Source organism: Pseudomonas paracarnis, assembly GCF_904063055.1.
GTDB lineage: Bacteria > Pseudomonadota > Gammaproteobacteria > Pseudomonadales > Pseudomonadaceae > Aquipseudomonas > Aquipseudomonas paracarnis.
In genome coordinates this window covers 1-21,584 of the sequence record NZ_CAJFCN010000003.1, presented here as the reverse complement: position 1 = coordinate 21,584, position 21,584 = coordinate 1, and the positions used below count along the sequence as shown (strand labels likewise).

Below are 21,584 nucleotides of genomic sequence, written 5' to 3'. Positions count from 1 at the left end.
GTCACCCGGAAAATGTGCGGACACTTCACAAGGAACATCCCTATGAAACGCCTCTTGCTCGCCCTGGGTTTGCTGGTGACTTCTCTTTCTTCATTTGGAGCCGATATGTCTAACGGTGCGGATAACTTTTACAGCAGCGACACAGTGACGGCCGAACCTGTCACCTTCAACAATCAATACGGCATGCAGGTGGCAGGCACGCTGTTCGTGCCCAAACACCTGGCCCCAGGCTCAAAGCACGCAGCCCTGGTCGTCGGCCACCCGATGGGCGCCGTCAAAGAGCAAAGCGCCAACCTCTACGCCACCAAAATGGCTGAACAGGGTTTCGTGACCCTGTCCCTGGACCTGTCGTTCTGGGGCCAAAGCGCCGGTACGCCGCGCAACGCGGTGTTGCCCGACCTCTACGTGGAAGACTTCAGCGCCGCCGTGGACTTTCTCGGCACTCGCCCACAGGTCGACCGGGAACGCATCGGTGCCATCGGCATTTGTGGCAGCGGCAGTTTTGTGATCAGTGCTGCGAAGATCGATCCGCGTCTCAAGGCAATCGCCACCGTCAGCATGTACGACATGGGCGCGGCCAACCGCAATGGCCTCAAGCACGGCATGACCTTGCAACAGCGCCAGCAGATCCTGCGCCAGGCCGCCAACCAGCGCTATGTAGAGTTCCAGGGCGGCGAGACCCTCTACACCGGTGGCACGCCGCACAGCCTTACCGGCGACCCGGTCGGCGACGAGTTCTACGACTTCTACCGCACCCCGCGCGGCGAAGTCACCCCGGCAGGCGCCTCATCGCAGACCACCACCCGCCCGACGCTGACCAGCAACGTCAAGTTCATGAACTTCTACCCCTTCAACGATATCGAGACGATCTCGCCGCGCCCACTGCTGCTGATTACCGGGGCCGACGCGCACTCCCGTGAGTTCAGTGAAGACGCCTACCAACGCGCCGCCGAGCCCAAGCAATTGCTGGTCATCCCCAACGCCGGCCATGTAGACCTGTACGACCGCGTCGAACTGATCCCGTTTGACACGCTCACCACCTTCTTCCAGAGCCACTTGCAGTGAGTTCCGTTATCCCTCAACCGCAACGCTGGGGCGCGGTGCTGGCGATGTCGCTCGCGGCGTTTGCCTTGGTCGCCTCCGAGTTCATGCCGGTCAGCCTGCTCACACCGCTGGCCGCTGACTTGCACATCACTGAAGGCCAGGCCGGCCAGGGCATTTCCGTGTCCGGGGTGTTTGCCTTGCTCACCAGCCTGGTGATCGCGGCGGTTGCCGCGAGGATGGATCGCAAGCGCCTGCTGATGGCCCTGACCCTGCTGATGATCGTCTCTGGCAGCGTGGTGGCGTTCGCACCGAATTACGCGGTGTTCATGTTCGGGCGCGCATTGATTGGGGTGGCGATTGGCGGTTTCTGGTCGCTGTCGGCGGCCACGGCAATGCGCCTGGTCGAGCCCGCCCAAGTGCCAAGGGCCTTGGCCATCGTCAACGGTGGCAACGCCCTGGCGACGGTGATCGCGGCGCCGCTGGGCAGCTTTCTTGGCGGCCTGATTGGCTGGCGCGGCGCATTTTTTTGCGTGGTGCCGGTGGCCGTGATTGCGCTGGCCTGGCTGTGGCTGAGCTTGCCTGCGCTCAAGCACAGCGGCGCAGCGAACACCGGCAATGCGCTGCGCCTGCTGAGAAACTCCAAGGTGGCCGTGGGCATGTGCGCCGTCAGCCTGTTCTTCATGGGCCAATTCATGCTGTTCACTTACTTGCGGCCATTCCTGGAAGGCGTGACCCGGGTCGAGGTGTCCACCCTGTCGCTGATGCTGCTGGTGCTCGGCCTGGCCGGCCTGGCGGGTACGGTGTTGATTGAGCATTTGCTCAAGCGTCACCTGTACCCGACGCTGATTGCCATTCCGTTGATCATGGCCGGCATTGCCCTTGCGCTGGTGGGGTTCGGCGGTTCAGCGATTGTCACCACTCTGCTGTTGGGCTGCTGGGGCCTGGTAGCGACAGCTGCACCGGTTGGCTGGTGGACATGGCTGGCGCGCACCTTGCCCGACGACGCTGAGGCCGGCGGGGGGTTGATGGTCGCCATCATCCAGTTGGCGATTGCCGCCGGTGCCACCGTCGGTGGTGTGGCATTCGACTTGAGCGGTTATCAGGCCACCTTCGAGTTGAGCGCCGCCTTGCTGGTAGTCGCCACACTGCTGGCTTACCTGGCATCCCGGCGCCCTGCTCACGCGCGCATGGCGAGCGACGCTATTTGAAAAAATGACTCGGCGTTTTGCCAAACTGTTTCTTGAACATGCTGGTAAAAGCGCTGGGGCTTTCGTAGCCCAATTCAAACGCCACATCAATGATCTTCTCCCCCACCGCAATGCGCTCCAGCGCCAGCAGCAACCGCGCCTGCTGGCGCCATTGGCCGAAGGTCATGCCGGTTTCCTTACGAAACAGGCGCTGGATGGTGGTCTGGTCCAATCCCAACCGCGCACTCCAGTCGGCGACGGTGGAGGCATCACTCGGTTCATCCTGCAACGCCAGGCAGATCGGGCTCAGGCGCGGGTCGGCAGGCTGGGGCAGCGACAGCGGCAAGGCCGGGAGAATGGCCAGTTCGTCAAGAATCAGGTGCATGATCCGCGCGTCGCGTGAATCCTCGGCATACGGCGGTTTCAAGCTCACCGAGGCCTTGATCAGTTCACTCAGCAGCGGCGAGACCGTCACCGTCTTGGGCTCGGCCGGCAAGTTGGGGAAGCTGTCCGGGCGCACGAACACGCTGCGCATCTTCAGCGTACCTACGCAGCGCAGTGAGTGAACTTGACCGCAAGGCATCCAGAAGCCACGATTGGGCGGCACCGTCCATTGCCTCAGGGCCGAGTACACCACCATCACACCGCCAATGGCGTACAGCAGTTGGTGCTTGTTGTGGCTGTGTTCGGGGATCACCCAGTTTTCGGGGTAATCAGTGGCCGAGCTGATGACGGCCCAATCGCCCTCATCGATTTCTCGCAGAAATTTATCCAGTGATTTGATCATTTCGCCCTTTTTGCGATGGTTTCTGCCCGAATTGCGCGAGACAGGCATTGGCGCCGAATCTAGCATAAACGCCGAGTCCAGATGGAGTGGCGGTTCACATCACCGCCGCCCGCCTCCACGCCTGTCAGTTGCCTTGTACGGAATGCCCGCATGTCCACAGTCACAGCGTCACCCGCCGCACCTTCGACCAGCCCGCAAGTAAGCCCCTTAGTCATGCGCGTCCTGGGCGCCTGTGCCCTGGCGCACCTGATCAATGACTTGATCCAGGCTGTGCTGCCATCGATCTACCCGATGCTCAAGGCCAACTACGGCCTGAGCTTCACCCAGGTCGGCCTGATCACCCTGACCTTCCAGTTGACCGCCTCCCTGCTGCAACCGTGGATCGGCTACCACACCGACCGCCACCCCAAACCCTGGTTATTACCAGCGGGCATGGTGTGCACCTTGATCGGCATCCTGATGCTGGCCTTTGTCGGCAACTTCCCGGCGATATTGCTCGCGGCGGCGCTGGTGGGTGTGGGCTCATCGACCTTCCACCCGGAAACCTCCCGCGTCGCACGCCTGGCTTCCGGTGGGCGCTACGGCCTGGCGCAATCGACCTTCCAGGTCGGCGGCAACACCGGCAGCGCTTTCGGCCCGCTGCTGGCGGCGGCGATCATCATTCCCTACGGCCAAAGCCACATTGCCTGGTTCGGCCTGTTTGCGGTGTTCGCCATCCTGGTGCTGTACGGCTTGAGCCGCTGGTACCGCCACCACCTCAACCTGTTCAAGCTCAAGCAAGGCAGCCAGGCAACCCACGGTTTGTCCAAAGGCCGCGTGACCTTCGCCCTGGTGGTATTGGCTGTGCTGGTGTTTTCCAAATACTGGTACATGACCAGCCTGACCAGTTACTTCACGTTCTACCTGATCGAGAAATTCCAGCTGTCGGTAGCCAGCTCGCAGATGTACCTGTTCCTGTTCCTCGGCGCAGTGGCCGTGGGCACCTTTGCCGGTGGCCCGATCGGCGACAAGATCGGCCGCAAGAAAGTCATCTGGTTCTCGATCCTCGGCGCCGCACCGTTCACCCTGGCCCTGCCCTACGTCGACCTGTTCTGGACCGCCGTACTCAGCGTGGTCATCGGCTTTATCATCGCCTCGGCGTTCTCGGCCATCGTGGTGTTTGCCCAGGAACTGGTGCCGGGCAATGTGGGCATGATCGCCGGGATATTCTTCGGCCTGATGTTCGGCTTCAGCGGGATCGGCGCGGCGCTGCTCGGGATGCTCGCTGATCATCACGGCATCGAATACGTGTACAAGCTGTGCTCGTTCCTGCCGCTGGTGGGCATCCTCACGGTACTGTTGCCGTCGACCAAAGGCGTTTGATCGATCACGTCGCCCCATAGCCGTAGTTATCTACAACTTTGGGGCGACGCGGGACCTGTGGCGAGGGAGCTTGCTCCCGTGACGGCCTGCCAGCCGACGCATATTTATCTGACACCACTAGATCCAAATGTGGGAGCTGGCTTGCCTGCGATGGCGGCCTGCTAGCCGAAGCCTATCTACCTGACACCCCCACGATCCAGATGTGGGTGGCTTGCCTGCGATGACCATAGGTATCGACACAACTCCTTAGCGCTCAACGGTAACCACGATGCGAAGCGAGCCGCTCTTGATCTGCTATGGATATGTCCACAATCCAACTGTGTTGACTGCCAGGCCGCCTTCGCGAGCAAGCCCGCTCCCACAGTGGGATCGCGGTGCTTCAGGTATAGAAGCGTCAACTGTCAGGCCGCCATCGCAGGCAAGCCAGCTCACACTTTGGATCGTCGTGTGTCAGTCAGATCAGCGTCGCTGGCAGGTCGTCACGGGAGCAACAAGCCTCACTTCATGGCCCGGCGAGAAAACCCATTAACCACGATATAGAGCAGCGGCCCTACCGACACAAACACTGCCGTCAGTAAAAAATACGGCAGCACTGAGGCCATCGACCGCCCTCGCCCACGCGCATCCCGGTACATCCACACACACGCCAGCACCGCCATCAGATACAGGTCAATCACCACCTGTGCCGTATCGGGTCTGGACATCAGTTCCCATCCAAATGCCAACAGTGACTGCTCGGCCGTGAGCATGGTCGCCACGGTATAGACGGTGAATCCCAGCAAGGCCGCCAGGGCGATATAAGGTTTTTGCATGGTCTCTTCCTTGAAGTGCAACGTTAATCAACGCGGCCACCTTAGCGACAAGAGACTGCCGCTCGCAATCCTGCTGACGTCTTTCTCGAGATGTCCTGCGCGCCGCCTACGCGAAGTAGGCCGCGCTGGTTTTGTGAAATATCTGTACGTAGACTGCCGCCATACCCCCACTTGAAGGCGGCGAAAAAAACGTGATGCAAGTTACTGAAGTCTCCATTGCCCAATTGCGCGCTGCGCTTGAAGCCGGCCAGACCACGGCAGTTGAACTGGTGCAGGCGTACCTGGCGCGGATCGATGCCTACGATGGCCCGCAGACGGCCACTGCACTGAACGCCGTGGTGGTACGCAACCCCGATGCGCTCAAAGAAGCCCAGGCGTCTGATGCACGCCGCGCCAAGGGGCAAACCCTGGGGCCACTGGATGGTATCCCCTACACGGCCAAGGACAGTTACCTGGTCAAGGGGTTGACGGCTGCATCCGGCAGCCCGGCGTTTGCCAAGCTGGTGGCCCAGCGCGATGCCTTCACCATTGAGCGTCTGCGTGCCGGTGGCGCTATCTGCCTGGGCAAGACCAACATGCCGCCGATGGCCAATGGCGGTATGCAGCGTGGCGTGTACGGTCGCGCCGAAAGCCCCTACAACGCCGACTACCTCACCGCGCCGTTTGCGTCGGGTTCCTCCAACGGTGCCGGCACCGCCACCGCCGCCAGCTTTGCCGCGTTCGGGCTGGCTGAAGAAACCTGGTCCAGCGGTCGCGGCCCGGCCTCCAACAATGGCCTGTGTGCCTACACGCCTTCACGCGGGGTGATTTCCGTGCGCGGCAACTGGCCGCTGACCCCGACCATGGACGTGGTAGTGCCCTACGCTCGCACCATGGCCGACCTGCTGGAAGTGCTCGACGTCGTGGTGGCCGAAGACCCGGACACACGAGGCGACCTGTGGCGCCTGCAACCCTGGGTGCCAATCCCCAGCGTCACCTCGGTGCGCCCGGAGTCCTACGCGGCGCTGGCAGTCAACAGCGAAAGCCTGGCCGGCAAGCGCTTTGGCGTGCCGCGCATGTACATCAACGCCGACCCGGAGGCTGGCACCAGCGAAAAACCTGGTATCGGCGGCCCGACCGGGCAAAAGATCCACACCCGCGCCACGGTGATTGAACTGTGGCAAGCCGCGCGCCAGGCATTGGAAGCGGCGGGGGCCGAAGTGATCGAAGTGGATTTCCCGCTGGTGTCCAACTGCGAAGGCGACCGCCCCGGCGCGCCGACGGTGTTTACCCGTGGCCTGGTCTCTAAAGAGTTCCTCCACGACGAGCTGTGGGAGCTGTCTGCATGGGCCTTCGATGATTTCCTGCGTGCCAACGGCGACCCGCACCTGAACCGCCTGGCCGATGTGGACGGGCCGAGCATCTTCCCCCACGACCCCGGCACCCTGCCCAACCGTGAAGACGACCTGGCCGCCGGCATGGACGAATACGTGCGCATGGCCCAACGCGGCATCACGCCATGGGATCAGATCAGCACCGTGCCCGACGGCCTGCGCGGCCTGGAGCAAACCCGGCGCCTGGACCTGGAAGACTGGATGGACACCCTGGGGCTTGACGCCGTGCTGTTCCCCACCGTGGCCGACGTAGGACCGGCCGATGCCGATGTGAACGAAGCGTCTGCCGATATCGCCTGGAGCAACGGCGTATGGGTCGCCAACGGCAACCTCGCCATCCGCCACCTGGGCGTACCCACCGTCACCGTGCCGATGGGCGTGATGGCGGACATTGGCATGCCGGTGGGGCTCACCTTCGCCGGGCGTGCCTATGACGATTCGGCGCTGTTGCGCTTTGCCTCGGCGTTCGAAGCCACCGGCAGCAAACGGATGATCCCGCCGCGTACGCCACCGCTGGCGGCTATCTAGCTGGGCTCCTCACTCAAAGTGTGGGAGCGGGCTTGCTCGCGAATGAAGTGTGTCAGTCAACAAATCAGGTGACTGACACGGCGCATTCGCGAGCAAGCCCGCTCCCACACTTTTTATTCATATTTCAGTTCAAACACCGTGGTGCGACGATCGAAGAACCTCGTTGCGACGCTGCCACTCCTCCACCACTTCCCCCAAGGTCTTGGGTGCGCCATTACGAATCCACGCCATGAATGGACGGTTGAACTTGAACGCCGGGCCGCACTGCTCAAGCATAAAGCGGCGCACGTTCTGGGTGTTTTTGTAGCTAGGGGTGACGGGTGTAGCACGGGTGATGACGTCGCTGTGCCAGTCAAAATCCATGATGTACCTCGGCTGCGCGGATGGTGATGAACACTCTAGCGCCTCCTCACCTCAAGCTCCTGCAAATTTCACTTTCCTTCCCCCTTGAGAATATTGCATGGTTGTACGACGACATACCTCGTCGTATTTCCCAACAACAATAAGGAAAACCCCCATGCCCAACTTCAAAGTGCTGATCGGATTTCTGTGCCTGTTCTGCGGCTACGTCGCCGCCGCGCCCGGCGCAGCCGAGAAGGATGTAGCCCAGGCAGTCGATCAATTGACCCAAGCCATGCTGCACCTGGACCTCAAGCAGCTTCATGCACTGACGTCCGACAAGCTCACCTACGGCCACTCCAGCGGCAAGGTGCAGAACAAGGCGCAATTCATTGCCGACCTGGAAACCCATACCAGCGCGTTCAAAACCCTGGAGATGCAAAACCAGACCATCACCCTCAATGGCGATACCGCCCTGGTGCGCAACCACTTCCACGCCCTGGCAGTGAACAGCGGTGTGGACACACCAACCGATATCGATAACTTCCAGGTCTGGCAAAAACAGCATGGCAAATGGCTGCTGATTGGTCGCCAGGCTTACAAGTACTGAAGATCGCTCACCACGCCACCACCTTGCGCACCTTCACCAGCGCCTCACGCAACGCCGCCATCGACACCGAACCCAGGGCCAGGCGCAGTGCGTGGGGCACCTGGGCCGAGACCGCGAACGGTTCGGCGGTTGAAACCGAGATGCCCGCCCGCTGCAAGGTCATGGCGACCTGATCGGCGCGGGCGTCTTCCGCCAACGGTAGCCACAGAAAGTAGGATGACGGGTGGCTGATGGTCTTCACGCCCCTCAGCACCTGTGCTGCCAACGCTTGACGAGCCTGGGCATCCGCACGCTTTTGCGCCTCCAGTTGCGCCACCGTGCCGTCCTCGAGCCAGCCCACCGCAATCGCGCTCATCACCCCCGGCACGTTCCAGGTAGTGGCCATGATCGTGCGTTCCAACCCGCTTACCCACGCCATAGGCGCAGCGATAAAGCCCACACGCAAACCGGTGGCGACACTCTTGGACAACCCGCCGATGTACACCGTGCGCTCCGGTGCAAGAGTTGCCAAAGGTGGCGGTGCTTCTTCGGCGAGAAACGCATAGGCGCCATCCTCAATGATCATCAGGTCGTGCTGCCGGGCGATTGCCACCAAACGCTCGCGCTGCGCCAGGCTCATCACCCAGCCCAGCGGGTTATGCAGGGTCGGCATGCTGTACACCGCTCGCACCGGGCGCTGGCGACACAGGCTGTGCAGGTGGTCCAGGTCCGGGCCGCTGGCGGTGACTGGGATGGCGACCAGTTCCAGATGCAGGGTTTCGGCCAGTACCTTGAACCCCGAATAGGTCAATGCATCCACCGCGACCACATCCCCAGGCTTGAGCAAGGTCATCATGCTTACGGCGAGGCCATGCTGGGCGCCGCTGACCACCAGCACTTGCTCGGCTGGCACCGTCAGCCCGCGGTTCAACAAGTGCCGGGCCACGGCGGCGCGCTCGTGCACACGCCCGGCATGGGGCTGGTAGCGCAGCAACGCCTCCAGATCACCAGACAGGGCGAGCTGGCGCAACGCCGTGCGCAACAGCTCGGCCTGGCCCGGCAAGGACGGGTAGTTGAAATTCAGATCGAGCACACCCGCCGTAACCGTCATCTGCCCGCTGCCCTGCCCTGGCGGCAACGCGATTTCACGCACGAAGGTGCCGCGCCCGGTTTCGCCGCTGACCAGGCCCATGGCTTCCAACTCGCTGTACACCCGGCTGGCGGTGACCAGTGCCAGGCCATGCTCGGCGGCCAATTGCCGATGGGTAGGCAACCGCGTGCCGGGCTGCAATTGGCCGCTGCGGATGGCCTCGGCGAAGGTATCGACCAGCGTCTTGTAGCGAGCACGGGGCATAGGGTTGTATCCATGACAATTTTTTGATTGTCTTAATCTTCAATCCTAGGATGCCCAGCACGCAACTGCCATTTTCGGACAGGTCCCCCATGGAACGCACTTCTCCTCTCGGCACTCTGGACAGCAGCACCCAGGGTTGGATCAACGGTTTTATCGGCGTGGTGATTTTCAGCGGCTCGCTGCCAGCCACGCGCCTGGCGGTGATGGAATTCGATCCGGTGTTCCTGACCATGATCCGCGCCACCCTCGCGGCACTATTGGGGTTGTGCCTATTGGGGGTATTCAAGGAAAAACGCCCCACACGCCAGCAATGGGCACCACTGGTTATCGTCGCGCTTGGCGTGGTGATCGGCTTTCCACTGCTGACGGCCCTGGCCCTGCAGTACGTGACCTCGGCCCACTCCATCGTCTTTATCGGCCTGCTGCCACTGGCTACGGCGGTGTTCGGTGTGCTGCGCGGCGGTGAACGGCCGAGGCCGGTGTTCTGGTTGTTTTCGGTCCTGGGCAGCCTGTTGGTGATGGGATATGCCATTGCTCAAGGCTTGAGCGCCGCACCCGCGGGCGATGTGTTGATGCTGTTGGCCGTGCTGGCATGCGGCCTGGGGTATGCCGAAGGCGCCAAGCTGTCGCGCAACCTGGGCGGCTGGCAGGTGATCTGCTGGGCGCTGGTGGTGTCGCTGCCGGTGGTGGCGCCCTTGAGCCTGTTGTTGGCGCCGTCCACCCTCAGCGGTATCAGCTTGCCGGCATGGCTGAGCCTGGGCTATGTGGCGTTGTTCAGCATGTTGATCGGCTTTGTATTCTGGTACCGCGGCCTGGCCCAAGGCGGGATTGCCGCGGTTGGCCAGTTGCAGTTGCTGCAACCGTTCTTCGGCCTGGCGCTGGCGGCGGGTTTGCTGCATGAACAGGTCAGCCTGGGCATGGTGCTGGTGACGGTGGCGGTGATCGGCTGCGTGGCCGGGGCGAAGAAGTTTGCTCGCTGACCCCTGGCCTGCTAAATAGAAGCGTCGCCAAACAACAACAAGGACTCTGCATGCACAGCGCTTCTCTCCAGGACACCACGGCGCCGGACGGCATCTGTTACGGCTGCGGCAGCAGCAACCCACATGGCCTGCACATCAAGAGCCGCTGGGATGACGATGGCGTGCACGTCATTGCCGAGCACCAACCCGAGGCCAAATACAGCGGCTGGCCGGATCTGGTTTACGGTGGGCTGATCGCCATGCTGGTGGACTGCCATTCCAACTGGACCGCCATGGCCTACCACTACCGCGTCGAACAGCGTGAACCCGGCAGCCTGCCGCGCATCGACTGCGTCACCGGTAATCTGGGGATCAAATTCATCAAACCCACGCCCATGGGGGTGCCCCTAGTCCTGCGGGCTCGGGTCGAAGGCGAAATCGGCCGCAAAAGCCGTGTGGTCTGCGAAGTGTATGCAGGCAGCGTGCTCACCGCCGTCGGCGACTCGGTGTTCGTGCGCGTCGACACCGGGCAACTGGCCGCCGCTGCCCATGGCCGCGAGGTTTGATCCTGGTCTACAGTGACGGCAACCGCTAATCGAGGACTGCACCGATGACTCGTCTGACCGCGAAAGACTTTGCTCCCGAACTGCTGGAACTCTACGACGGCTATGCCCACGGCAAGATCAACCGCCGCGAATTTCTCGACCGCGCCGCGCTGTTCACCCTCGGAGGCCTCACCGCTTCGGCATTGCTCGCGGCCCTGAGCCCCAATTACGCCCTGGCCGAACAGGTGAAATTCACCGACCCGGATATCGTCGCCGACTACATCACCTACCCCTCGCCCAAAGGCAACGGCACCGTGCGCGGCTACTTGGTACGCCCAGCCAAGGCCGCAGGCAAACTGCCAGCCGTGGTGGTGGTGCATGAAAACCGGGGCCTGAACCCTTATATCGAAGACGTCGCCCGACGCCTGGCCAAGGCCGGCTTTATCGCCTTGGCCCCGGACGGCCTGACCTCGGTGGGCGGCTACCCTGGCAATGATGAAAAAGGCGTGGCACTGCAACAGACCGTCGACCCGACCAAACTGATGAACGACTTCTTCGCCGCCATCGAATGGCTGATGCACCACGACAGCAGCACGGGCAAAGTCGGCATCACCGGGTTCTGTTATGGCGGTGGCGTGACCAATGCAGCGGCGGTGGCCTACCCGGAACTGGGCGCGGCAGTGTCTTTCTACGGGCGCCAACCCGACGCCAAGGACGTACCGCGCATCAAGGCGCCGATCATGTTGCATTTCGGTGAACTGGATACGCGCATCAATGAAGGCTGGCCGGCGTATGAACAGGCATTGAAGGCCGCGGGGACGAGGTATGAGGCGTTTATCTACAAGGGCGCCAATCACGGTTTCCATAATGATTCGACACCGCGCTATGACGAAGCAGCGGCAAACCTTGCCTGGGAACGCACCCTGGGATGGTTCCGCCAATACCTCGCCTAGCCAAGCGCTGACGGTGGGAGCGGGCTTGCCCGCGAAGGCAGTGTGTCAGTCGCTGCACCTGTGACTGCACAACCGCTTTCGCAGGCAAGCCAGCTGCCACCTTTGATCTTCATTGCTTTGGGCATTGCGTTCGCTAGACTGATCGGCGTCAGCTCAGGCAACACTCGCCTGTAACCACCCTTTGAACGCCACCATCGCGGGTGTCTCAGCCCGCGACTGCAAGCGCGTCAACCAATAGCTGCCGGTGGTGATCCCCATCTCGAACGGCTGGCGGATCACATCGTTCTCCAATTGCCGCGAAAACATACGAGCTGGCGCCAGTGCCACGCCGGCACCTTGCAGCGCGGCCTCCATCATTGCCAGCGAGGAGTCGAACACCACGCTGCGCGGCACCCGGGTATCGCTGGGCAAACCGGCGGCCTGGAACCACAGGTTCCACTCATCGGCACGGTAGGAACGCAGCAAGGTATGCTTCAACACGTCAGCCGGGCTGCGCAGTTGTTCGGCAATCTGCGGCACGCACAACACCGTCAACGGTGCCTCAAGCAAAGGGCACGCATCGGTGCCGTGCCACGCGCCGGCGCCAAAGCGGATGGCATAATCCAGGCCCTCGGCGGCGACATCCACGCGGTTGTTGTGGGTGGACAAGCGCAAGTCGATCAACGGGTAGCGGCTATGAAAATCCGCCAGGCGTGGCAGCAACCAGCCCACCGCAAAGGTACCGACCGCCCCCACCGTCAGGACTTCACGGTAATGGCCGCCTTCAAACTGATCCAAGGTCAGGGCGATACGGTCGAAGGCGTCACGCAGCACGGGCAGCAGGGATTCGCCTTCGCTGGTGAGCATCAAGCCCCGAGGCAGGCGCTTGAACAGCGTGACGTTGAGTTGCGCTTCGAGACTTTTGACCTGATGACTGACTGCCGCTTGGGTCACGCACAGCTCAATGGCCGCACGGGTAAAGCTCAAATGGCGCGCCGACGCTTCGAAGGCGCGCAAGGCATTGAGCGGCAGGTGGGAACGCAGCATGACATGACCCAAATTTTTCTAATGGCTGGTGCGAGATATCATCGTTTGCCCACGTCGGGAAATCCACCTACATTTGCCACGCCTGCGCAGGCCACCATCGCCACTGCCTTATTTACATGGAAGCGAACCATGAAACACACCCTGAAAAAATATGCGGTTTCAGCCCTGTTGCTGGGCGCCGGCAGCTGCATGGCCGCCACCGACATGCGCCAGGTCGTGGACAGCCACGTCACCCCTCTGATGAAACAGCAAGGCATCCCGGGCCTGACGGTCGCGGTCGTCCAGCACGGCAAAGTGCAATACTTTAACTACGGCGTCGCCGCCAAAGACACCCAGGCACCCGTCACTGAAAACACCCTGTTCGAAATCGGCTCAGTGAGCAAAACCTTCAACGCCACCCTCGGCGGGTATGCCCAGGCCATCGGCAAGCTCAAGCTGTCGGACATGACCAGCCAACATCTGCCCGTTTTGGCTGGCAGCGCGTTCGATCGCATCAGCCTGCTGCAACTGGCCACCTATACCGCCGGCGGCCTGACGCTGCAGTTTCCGGATGCCGCCGACAGTGCAACCACCATGATGGATTATTTCCGGCAGTGGAAACCCACTTACGCACCGGGGGAACAACGCCTGTATTCCAACCCCAGCATTGGCCTGTTCGGTTACGTGACCGCAAAAAGCCTGGGCCAGCCGTTCACCGTCGCCATGGAAAAAACCCTGCTGCCCAAGCTGGGCTTGACCAATACCTACACTCGCGTCCCCGCCGACAAGGCCGGCCAGTACGCCCAGGGCTATGACAGCCAGCAGAAGCCGGTACGTGTCAACCCCGGCGCCCTGGACTTCGAAGCCTATGGCCTCAAGAGCAGCAGCCAGGACCTGGCCCGCTACGTGATCGCGAACATGCACCCGCAAACCCTGGAGCAACCGGTGCAGCAGGCCCTTGCCACCACTCACGCCGGCTACTACACCGTCAACGGCATGACCCAGGGCCTGGGCTGGGAACGCTACCCCTACCCCATCGCCCTGCAAGCGTTGCTTGACGGCAACTCCACACCGATGGCGATGGAGCCGCACAAGGTTAACTGGCTCAAACCCGCCCAGCCGCAGCCCGCCAACGTGCTCTACAACAAAACCGGCTCCACCGGCGGCTTTGGCGCCTATGTGGCGTATGTACCCAGCAAGGACATGGGTGTGGTAATCCTCGCCAACAAGAACTACCCGAATGCCGAACGGGTGAAAGTGGCTTATGCGATCTTGAGTGCAATGGATAACTGAAGCCGGTATACCCCGATGGGCGGGGGCTTGCCTTAGTGTCGGTGGTGCACGTTTGAAGATCGCTGGGCTCTAGGTACAATCACCGCCCCTCTCCCACTCCCCCAAGGATCCGCCATGTCCGGGCTTGAACTGTTTGCCGCCGCCCTGGGGGTGATCGCCGTTTGGCTAACGGTCAAACAAAACCCCTGGTGCTGGCCCATCGGCCTGGTGATGGTGTTGCTCTACACCTGGGTTTTCTTTGAGGTCAAGCTCTACTCCGACATGCTCCTGCAATTGGTCTATGCGGCCTTGCAGGTCTACGGCTGGTGGCAGTGGACCCGCGCCGGCGAGGTCAAGCAGGGCCGCCAGGTCACTAGCCTGGGCGTGCCGGCGATCATGGCCAGCCTGGCTGTTGGCGCCGTCGGCAGCCTGTTGCTGGGTGCCGCCATGGCCCACTGGACCGACGCCGCCCAGCCCTGGCTGGACGCCGCGCTCACCGGTTTCAGCCTGGTGGCGCAGATGTGGATGGCGCAAAAACGCGTGCAGTGCTGGGCATTATGGATCGTGGTCGATGTGATCTTCGTCGGCCTGTTCCTTTACAAAGGCCTCTACCTCACCGCCGCGCTCTACGCGCTGTTTACCGTGATTGCCGTGCAAGGTTGGCGCGAGTGGCGCGCCGACCCGGCGTTGCGCACATGAAAGTGGTGGTATTGGCGGGCCCCGAATCCAGCGGCAAGAGCTGGCTGGCGGCGCAGTTGCACGCGCACTTCGGCGGGTTGATGGTGGGGGAATATGTGCGGTACTTCATCGATCAGCATCAGCGCGACACCACCCTGGCGGATATCCCGGCCATCGCCGAAGGCCAGTTGGCTTGGGAGGATGCCGCCCGCGCCAAATGCCCCGCGTTGCTGATCCTCGACACCCACCTGCTGACCAACAAACTCTGGAGCCAGACCCTGTTCGGCGATTACCCCGGCTGGCTTGATGACGAACTCCTGGCGCGGCATTACGACCTGCACCTGCTGCTCTCCCCCGAAGACGTGGAATGGAGTGCCGACGGCCAGCGCTGCCAGCCGGAACTGGCGGATCGCCGGGCGTTTTTTCAGGCCAGCCTGGAGTGGATGCAGGAGCATCGACAGCCACGGGTGGTGATTGGTGGAGACTGGGAACAACGGCGCCAGGCGGCATTTGCCGCAGTAACCCAGCTGCTCAAGCCCTGACACACTGCCCCCTGTGGGAGCGGGCTTGCTCGCGAATGCTCTGTATCAGCTAGCACATGCATAGACTGACCCACCGCTTTCGCGGGCAAGCCCGCTCCCACATTTTTTACCGTACCAGGCTTCAGTAGCCCAACGACAACCCCGTATTGCGTCGCGGGTCATTGGCCCCATAGAAGCGGTTGTTACCCACCGGCTTGCCATCCAGAGAAGGCGCACCGACCAGGATCGCGGCCAAATGGTTGGCATCTTGGGGACCTGCAAACTTATGGCCCCAGCTCTCGAGAATCTTCTGGGTATCCGGGCTCACGGCAAACGTCTCAAGGTTGGTGGTCTCAGGCATCCACTGCTGGTGGAAACGCGGCGCGTCCACGGCTTCCTGGATATTCATCTTGTAGTCGATGACATTCAGGATGGTCAGCAAAGTCGCAGTGATGATGCGACTGCCCCCCGGTGTACCGACCACCATCACCGCCTTGCCGTCCTTGGTGACGATGGTCGGGCTCATCGATGACAGCGGCGCCTTGCCCGGTGCGATGGCGTTGGCTTCGCCCTGCACCAGCCCATACATATTCGGTACGCCGACCTTGACGGTGAAGTCGTCCATTTCATCGTTGAGGATCACCCCGGTCTTGCTCGCCATCACCCCGGCGCCAAACCAGTCGTTGAGGGTATAGGTCACCGAGACCGCGTTGCCCCATTGGTCGACGATGGAATAGTGGGTGGTGTTATTGCCTTCATGGGGCGATACACCTGGCTTGATCGCCTGGGAGTCACCGGCCTTCTGCGGTTCGATCGCCGCGCGCAGCTTAGCCGCATAGTTTTTGTCCAGCAGGTGCTCAATGGGGTTCTTCACGAAGTCCGGGTCGCCGAGATAGCTGTTGCGGTCCACGTAGGCGTGGCGCATCGCTTCGATCTGGTAGTGCAGGCCCTGGGCCGAGTGATAGCCCAGATCGGCCATCGGGTAGCCTTCGAGGATATTCATGATCTGGCAGATCACCACACCGCCCGAGCTGGGTGGCGGCGCCGAGACCACATGGTAGCCACGGTAGTCGCACTCGATGGGGGCCAGTTCGCGGGTTTTGTAGGCGTCGAGGTCAGCCTGGGTGATGATGCCTTTGCCGGCCTGGCTGGAATCCACCACCGCCTTGGCGACCCAGCCTTTATAGAAACCGTCGGTGCCCTTGGCCGAGATTTCCTTGAGGGTCTTGGCCAGGTCCTTCTGCACCAGCTTCTGGCCTACCTGCATCGGCTCGCCGTTATGCAGGAAGATGCCACGCATATCCTGGTCTTTTTCGAACTCACCGGTGGCGGTGTGCAACAGGTCGATATCGCCCTGCTCCAGGTCAAAGCCGTTTTCCGCCAGCTTGATCGCCGGGGCAATCACTTGGGCGCGCTTGAGTGTGCCGTATTTGCTCAGGGCCAGTTCCATGCCGGACACCGTGCCCGGTACGCCGACCGCCAAATGGCCTTTGGCGCTGAGGCCTTCGACCACATTGCCGGCCTTGTCGAGGTACATGTCAGCCGTCGCCGCCAACGGGGCTTTTTCGCGGAAGTCGAGGAAGGTCTTGCGCCCGTCCGCCAGTTGCACGGTCATGAAGCCACCGCCGCCCAGATTGCCCGCCGCCGGGTACACCACCGCCAGCGCATAACCTACCGCCACCGCCGCATCGACCGCGTTGCCGCCGGCCTTGAGCACATCGACACCCACATGGGTTGCCAGGTGCTGGGCCGTGACCACCATGCCATTTTCACCCGCAACCGGGGCCTGGGAAGCTGCATGCACCCCGTTAATCGTTACTACCAGCGCGGTAGTAATCAAGGTGTGACTCAAGGGTTGGTATTTCATCCATGGCTACTCTGATTATTGAGATGCACCAAAATAGCCCTCGCCTGACTAAATCCCCAGCGCGATGGCGCTTTTGACACAGAACTTGTCGGTCATGGGACACACTCGCCCTATTGGCCGCTATTTCACAGGCATGCAGCTTGAACACGCCAACATACTGCAATACAGAGTCAGTTTTCAGCTAGCCATTGAATTAGGTACTTTGCGTCTGCCACCCCTATGTAAACACTCCCACTATTAACATTACATTGAGAAACAATCATGTCAGCGATCCCGCGCGTTCGGCCTAACTTTCTTCGCGACCACTCTGAATATTCAGCGCCACCCGCGCAACTTCAGTCGACTGCAAACAACTCAGTTGCCTCTTCACTTTCAGATAAAGTCGCAAAAAACCTGACGCGAAATAATTACAAAATCAAAGACAAAAATAACGACGGCAAAATTGACGTTTCCTACAAATTCTTCAACTCGAATGACCCCGACACGAATTGGCTCAAGAATGGGGGGGCCCTCGAGCTCAGCGAGGCCAGAAAAAAAGCCTTCAGAAGTTCAATGCAGGCCTGGGAGGATGTGGTAAAAGTCAAGTTTACCGAGCATGCCAAGAATACGGATGCTTCCTTTGTGCTTCACGCCAACAGCGGTGTAGGGGGCTATGCGGTCTACCCAAATGATCAAGGGAGTCTTCAGAACATAGGCATTGGTACAGGAGATAGCAGATTCCCCTTGAACGCTTCAATGATTCACGAACTGGGCCATGGTTTGGGGCTTCAACATCCGGAAGGTAACTATCCGGAGAATAGCAAAACCCATACTGCCATGAGCTATAACACACCTTGGTACCGTCCGGCGACCAATGGCGTCAGCGTCTCTGACGCCACCTCAACGCCAATGATGCATGATATCGAAGCGATTCAGCGTCTCTACGAACCCAACTATGAAACTCGTAAAGGCGATACAACTTATGGATTCAACTCAAACTCAGAACGCGACTACTACAGTTTAAAGTCTTCCGATGACATGGTAGCTTTTTGTATCTGGGATGGCAGTGGCAATGACACACTGGATTTCTCCGGATATAAACAGAACCAGAGAATTAACCTTAATGCCCAGGCACTCTCGGACGTGGGCGGCCGGCGCGGTAATGTGTCCATTGCCAAAGGCGTCGTTATGGAAAATGCCATTGGCGGCTCAGGAAATGACGTACTGATCGGCAATCAGGCCAACAATCATATAACCGGGGGAGCCGGGGCCGACAACCTCACAGGAGGTGGTGGTGAAGATACATTTGTATACAACAAAGCCAGCGACACCTCTGCCAGCAAACCGGACACCATCACTGACTTCACCAGCGGCGTCGATAAAATTGACCTAGTTAACGTCCTTAAAGAGGCCGGCATTCGCCAGCCAGACATAGTCAGCAAATTGACCGGCCGTAAAGGTGAACTGGTATTGGCGTACGATGACACTATCAAGATGTACACGTTAACGCTGGACGTGAGCGGAGGTACCACGTCTGCGTTTAAGATTTTGAGTAAACATCCCATAAAGTCCGAAGACCTTATTACGTCTGCCGATACAGCGCCAACGCCACAGCCCAAGCCTGACCCTACCCCAGCACCCGAGCCGCAGCCAACCCCGCGCCCGACACCTGAGCCAAAGCCCCAACCATGTCCCAAGCCTGCGCCTCAGCCTGAAAGCAGCCCTACCGATACCGTCTATGGATTCAACTCCAACAGCGGCAAAGCAGGTACGTCTCTTACGTCACCTTGCGATAAGCCGCACTTTACTGTCGCAGACAAAGCAGGCAACGACACGTTTGACTTCTCTGCCTTCTGCCAAAACCAGCGAATTGATCTCACGCCCGGCGCAAGCTCGGATATCGGGGGCCTGAAGGGCAATATCAGTATCGCAACTGACACCGTCATCGAGAATGCAATTGGCGGTAATGGCGCTGACCGTATTACCGGCAATAGCGCTGACAACGTACTGGTGGGTGCCGCCGGGGCCGACAAATTGATGGGCAACGGCGGTTTCAACACGTTCAAGTACCGCGCCGCCGCCGACTCGCTCCGTGATAGCGCCGACCTGCTAGTGGATTTCACTACAGGCAAAGACACAATCGACCTGAGCGAAATGAGCGCAAAAGAAGGTGTCACCCTTAACTATGTCAGCCAGTACAGCGGCCGGGCTGGCGACACTATCCTCGTGCGAAACCCTGCCACTAACAGGTACTTTCTGGGTATTGATCTGACCGGGGATCGCAAGACCGACTTCTTGATCAAAAGCACCCGGCCAATCAGCAGTGAGGATGTGATCGGCCTTAATTTGCCGGTAGGCACCTATCTCTGAAGGCGTGAGCAACATCGTGCATTAAAGCAAATGACGCTAGAATCGGCGCCATTCTTTTACCGCCGCCCTGATACGAGCCTGTCCATGAACTTTGATTTCGAAACCATCCACTCACGCTTCGATACCGGCAGTACCAAGTGGAGCCGTTACCCGAAAGATGTTCTGCCGATGTGGATCGCCGATATGGACATCGCCGCGCCGCCCGCCATCTTGCAAGCCCTGCACGCGCGGCTCGACCAGCAGATTCTCGGCTACAGCGTGGCCGGCCCGGACGTGCGCGACGCCATCGTCGCTGACCTGTGGGCCAAGTACGCCTGGCGCGTACAGCCCGAAGAACTGCTGTTCCTGCCTGGCGTCGAGCCTGGCTTCAATATGGCCCTGCACGCCTTCGTCCAGCCTGGCCAGGCGGTGGTGCTGCAAACCCCCAACTATCGGCCGATTCGCCTGGCGCCCGGCAACTGGAACCTGCCACGCATCGAGGTGCCGTTCGAGCAAGTCAACGGCGAGTTCTTCACGCCCCTGCCCGCGATGCGCCAAGCCCTAAACGGGGCCGGAGCCCTGTTGCTGAGCAACCCGCACAACCCCATCGGCAAAGTGTTTCCCCGTGGAGAGCTGATGGCAGTGGCCAATGCCTGCCTGGAAACCGGCGCATTGATCATCAGCGACGAAATCCACGCCGAGCTGTGCTTTGACGGCCGCCGCCACATCCCCACCGCCAGCCTCAGCCCAGAGATTGCCCAGCGCACCATCACGCTGATGTCGGCGAGCAAGGCGTATAACGTGGCCGGCCTGAAGACCTGCTTCGCCGTGATCCAGAACGCCGAGGTGCGCGAGCGTTTCAATCAGGCGCGCTGCGGCATGGTCGACAGCGTCAGCCCTCTGGGCCTGGAAGCCACCCGCGCCGCCTACAGCGAATGCACCGACTGGCTCAGCGCGCTGGTGCAGTACCTGCAAGCCAACCGCGACTACCTGCTTGACGCGGTAAAAACCCGCCTGCCCGGCGTGTAGATGCATGCACCACAGGGCACCTTCCTGGCGTGGCTCGATTGCAGCGCTCTTGGCCTGGATGACCCACAGCAGTTTTTCCTTGAGCAGGCCAAGGTCGGCCTGAGCGCGGGGATCGAATTTGGTGATGACAGCCAACAGTTCGTGCGCCTGAACTTCGGTTGCCCACGATTGATGCTGGAGGAAGGCGTCGAACGCATGGAGATCTGCTTGCAAAACCGCTGACTTCGGTCGCAGTTGCACGGGAAGAGAACGCGCCTCTTCCCGGGCTGTTTTGTCCACTCACAACTTGGCGATGGACACTTCCGTCGATTTCACAAAGGCAATCACTTCGCTGCCCACCTTCAATTCCAGGTCACGCACCGAGCGCGTGGTGATCACCGACGTCACAATGCCCGACGCGGTCTGCACGTCGATTTCCGACACCACTTCCCCCAGCAGAATTTCCTTGATCACGCCTTTGAACTGGTTGCGCACGTTGATCGCTTTGATGGTCATGTCGGCTTTCCTTTTGGCTGTTGGGTCAATCCGCACGAATGCGCAGGCCCTCAAAATGCGCTGCCGGATAAAATATTAAAAGGAATAAATACCTATTTATTTATTCGATAAGGATATATCGAAAAATTATGTGTCGTGCCCAGCAGCGACCTATGACCGCACATCTTGTGCGTTGACCAACTTTGTTACACCCCATATAGTGTGCCTACAAACAGATCAGACCACTACATAGTGTGCAGCGCCGGTATTTTACCGATCACACTACGCGCAGTATTTCAATGCCTTGTAGCCTGCAAAAACATTTATTTTTCGAGTACCAGGAAGGAGTATTTCCATGCTGAGTTGGGATGAAGTCGACAACGAAGACACCGGTGCAGCGGTGATCAAAGGCGCCAACGCCGGCCACGCCACCGAAGCCAACATGGACCGCCTCGACGGTGCCGGCGCCGCTGCCGCCGTGGAAGCCCGCGCCGTCACCGCCAACGACTCCGCCGCCATCGTGCGCGCCAAGGCCGCCCTGGACAAACTCGACGTCGCCGAAGGCCTCGCCGAGCTGG

At 60.6% G+C, this 21,584-nt stretch carries 19 protein-coding genes and 2 pseudogenes; 14 read left to right on the top strand and 7 right to left on the bottom strand.

Going from position 1 to position 21,584, the window contains the following annotated elements; genetic code table 11:
• The first annotated feature begins 42 nt into the window (after positions 1–42).
• Together JMV15_RS07415 and JMV15_RS07410 are read left to right on the top strand one after the other, a co-directional pair.
• A complete protein-coding gene (locus JMV15_RS07415) occupies positions 43–1,065 on the top strand; it encodes an alpha/beta hydrolase (protein WP_019817171.1) in 1,023 nt (340 codons plus the stop codon).
• The gene (locus tag JMV15_RS07410; RefSeq protein ID WP_014718648.1) at positions 1,062–2,252 is read left to right on the top strand and encodes an MFS transporter; all 1,191 of its coding nucleotides are present in this window, start codon (positions 1,062–1,064) and stop codon (positions 2,250–2,252) included. Before JMV15_RS07415 ends, JMV15_RS07410 begins: the two co-directional genes overlap by 4 nt.
• On the opposite strand, the gene JMV15_RS07405 is transcribed toward JMV15_RS07410, so the two are convergent.
• A complete protein-coding gene (locus tag JMV15_RS07405) occupies positions 2,245–3,066 on the bottom strand; it encodes an AraC family transcriptional regulator (RefSeq protein WP_014718649.1) in 822 nt (273 codons plus the stop codon). The two genes, JMV15_RS07410 and JMV15_RS07405, sit on opposite strands and share 8 nt — an antisense overlap.
• A 102-nt stretch (positions 3,067–3,168) precedes the next feature.
• Here JMV15_RS07405 and JMV15_RS07400 point away from each other — a divergent pair, with 102 nt between their 5' ends.
• Positions 3,169–4,380 carry an MFS transporter gene (locus JMV15_RS07400; RefSeq protein ID WP_003190861.1) on the top strand — a complete coding sequence of 404 codons (1,212 nt, stop codon included), beginning with the start codon at positions 3,169–3,171 and terminating at the stop codon, positions 4,378–4,380.
• Between the two features lie 497 nt (positions 4,381–4,877).
• Here the strand turns inward: JMV15_RS07400 and JMV15_RS07395 are convergent, their stop codons facing one another.
• On the bottom strand, positions 4,878–5,192 hold the full coding sequence (locus JMV15_RS07395; protein ID WP_014718650.1) for a DUF2834 domain-containing protein: 315 nt from the start codon (positions 5,190–5,192) through the stop codon (positions 4,878–4,880).
• Positions 5,193–5,383: 191 nt separating this feature from the next.
• Here JMV15_RS07395 and JMV15_RS07390 point away from each other — a divergent pair, with 191 nt between their 5' ends.
• Complete coding sequence (locus JMV15_RS07390; RefSeq protein ID WP_038450326.1) at positions 5,384–7,093, top strand: amidase; 1,710 nt, start codon at positions 5,384–5,386, stop codon at positions 7,091–7,093.
• 129 nt (positions 7,094–7,222) lie between these two features.
• Here the strand turns inward: JMV15_RS07390 and JMV15_RS07385 are convergent, their stop codons facing one another.
• Positions 7,223–7,456 carry a DUF6434 domain-containing protein gene (locus JMV15_RS07385; RefSeq protein ID WP_014718652.1) on the bottom strand — a complete coding sequence of 78 codons (234 nt, stop codon included), beginning with the start codon at positions 7,454–7,456 and terminating at the stop codon, positions 7,223–7,225.
• 154 nt (positions 7,457–7,610) lie between these two features.
• Between JMV15_RS07385 and JMV15_RS07380 the strand changes: the two genes are divergently transcribed.
• Positions 7,611–8,042 carry a nuclear transport factor 2 family protein gene (locus tag JMV15_RS07380; protein WP_014718653.1) on the top strand — a complete coding sequence of 144 codons (432 nt, stop codon included), beginning with the start codon at positions 7,611–7,613 and terminating at the stop codon, positions 8,040–8,042.
• Between the two features lie 7 nt (positions 8,043–8,049).
• On the opposite strand, the gene JMV15_RS07375 is transcribed toward JMV15_RS07380, so the two are convergent.
• Positions 8,050–9,375 carry an aminotransferase-like domain-containing protein gene (locus tag JMV15_RS07375; RefSeq protein WP_014718654.1) on the bottom strand — a complete coding sequence of 442 codons (1,326 nt, stop codon included), beginning with the start codon at positions 9,373–9,375 and terminating at the stop codon, positions 8,050–8,052.
• Positions 9,376–9,464: 89 nt separating this feature from the next.
• Between JMV15_RS07375 and JMV15_RS07370 the strand changes: the two genes are divergently transcribed.
• The 3 genes from JMV15_RS07370 to yghX are packed head-to-tail and all read left to right on the top strand — an operon-like array spanning position 9,465 to position 11,832.
• A complete protein-coding gene (locus JMV15_RS07370) occupies positions 9,465–10,355 on the top strand; it encodes a DMT family transporter (protein ID WP_003190848.1) in 891 nt (296 codons plus the stop codon).
• Between the two features lie 50 nt (positions 10,356–10,405).
• On the top strand, positions 10,406–10,900 hold the full coding sequence (locus tag JMV15_RS07365) for a PaaI family thioesterase (RefSeq protein WP_014718655.1): 495 nt from the start codon (positions 10,406–10,408) through the stop codon (positions 10,898–10,900).
• A gap of 44 nt (positions 10,901–10,944) precedes the next feature.
• On the top strand, positions 10,945–11,832 hold the full coding sequence (gene yghX, locus JMV15_RS07360) for a YghX family hydrolase (protein WP_014718656.1): 888 nt from the start codon (positions 10,945–10,947) through the stop codon (positions 11,830–11,832).
• 153 nt (positions 11,833–11,985) lie between these two features.
• On the opposite strand, the gene JMV15_RS07355 is transcribed toward yghX, so the two are convergent.
• Positions 11,986–12,858, bottom strand: coding sequence for a LysR family transcriptional regulator (locus JMV15_RS07355; RefSeq protein ID WP_014718657.1), 873 nt, complete (start codon positions 12,856–12,858; stop codon positions 11,986–11,988).
• A 129-nt stretch (positions 12,859–12,987) separates the two neighbouring features.
• On the opposite strand from JMV15_RS07355, the gene ampC reads away from it, so the two are divergent.
• The 3 genes from ampC (at position 12,988) to JMV15_RS07340 (ending at position 15,329) form a co-directional block, all read left to right on the top strand.
• Positions 12,988–14,130: a class C beta-lactamase gene (gene ampC, locus JMV15_RS07350; protein ID WP_014718658.1), complete on the top strand. Its 1,143-nt coding sequence runs from the start codon at positions 12,988–12,990 to the stop codon at positions 14,128–14,130.
• Between the two features lie 114 nt (positions 14,131–14,244).
• Positions 14,245–14,808, top strand: coding sequence for a nicotinamide riboside transporter PnuC (gene pnuC, locus JMV15_RS07345; RefSeq protein WP_014718659.1), 564 nt, complete (start codon positions 14,245–14,247; stop codon positions 14,806–14,808).
• On the top strand, positions 14,805–15,329 hold the full coding sequence (locus JMV15_RS07340; RefSeq protein ID WP_014718660.1) for an AAA family ATPase: 525 nt from the start codon (positions 14,805–14,807) through the stop codon (positions 15,327–15,329). Before pnuC ends, JMV15_RS07340 begins: the two co-directional genes overlap by 4 nt.
• 121 nt (positions 15,330–15,450) lie before the next feature.
• Here the strand turns inward: JMV15_RS07340 and ggt are convergent, their stop codons facing one another.
• Complete coding sequence (ggt, locus tag JMV15_RS07335) at positions 15,451–17,175, bottom strand: gamma-glutamyltransferase (protein ID WP_038450328.1); 1,725 nt, start codon at positions 17,173–17,175, stop codon at positions 15,451–15,453.
• A gap of 261 nt (positions 17,176–17,436) precedes the next feature.
• On the opposite strand from ggt, the gene JMV15_RS07330 reads away from it, so the two are divergent.
• Positions 17,437–19,524, top strand: a complete 2,088-nt coding sequence (locus tag JMV15_RS07330) for a M10 family metallopeptidase C-terminal domain-containing protein (RefSeq protein ID WP_038450330.1) — start codon at positions 17,437–17,439, stop codon at positions 19,522–19,524.
• Between the two features lie 84 nt (positions 19,525–19,608).
• Positions 19,609–20,754: pseudogene (locus JMV15_RS07325) on the top strand (MalY/PatB family protein).
• 57 nt (positions 20,755–20,811) lie between these two features.
• On the opposite strand, the gene JMV15_RS07320 reads toward JMV15_RS07325, so the two are convergent.
• The gene (locus JMV15_RS07320) at positions 20,812–21,027 is read right to left on the bottom strand and encodes a TOBE domain-containing protein (protein ID WP_003173733.1); all 216 of its coding nucleotides are present in this window, start codon (positions 21,025–21,027) and stop codon (positions 20,812–20,814) included.
• Positions 21,028–21,361: 334 nt separating this feature from the next.
• On the opposite strand from JMV15_RS07320, the pseudogene JMV15_RS07315 reads away from it, so the two are divergent.
• Positions 21,362–21,584: pseudogene (locus JMV15_RS07315) on the top strand (ribonucleotide-diphosphate reductase subunit beta); the annotation flags it as partial.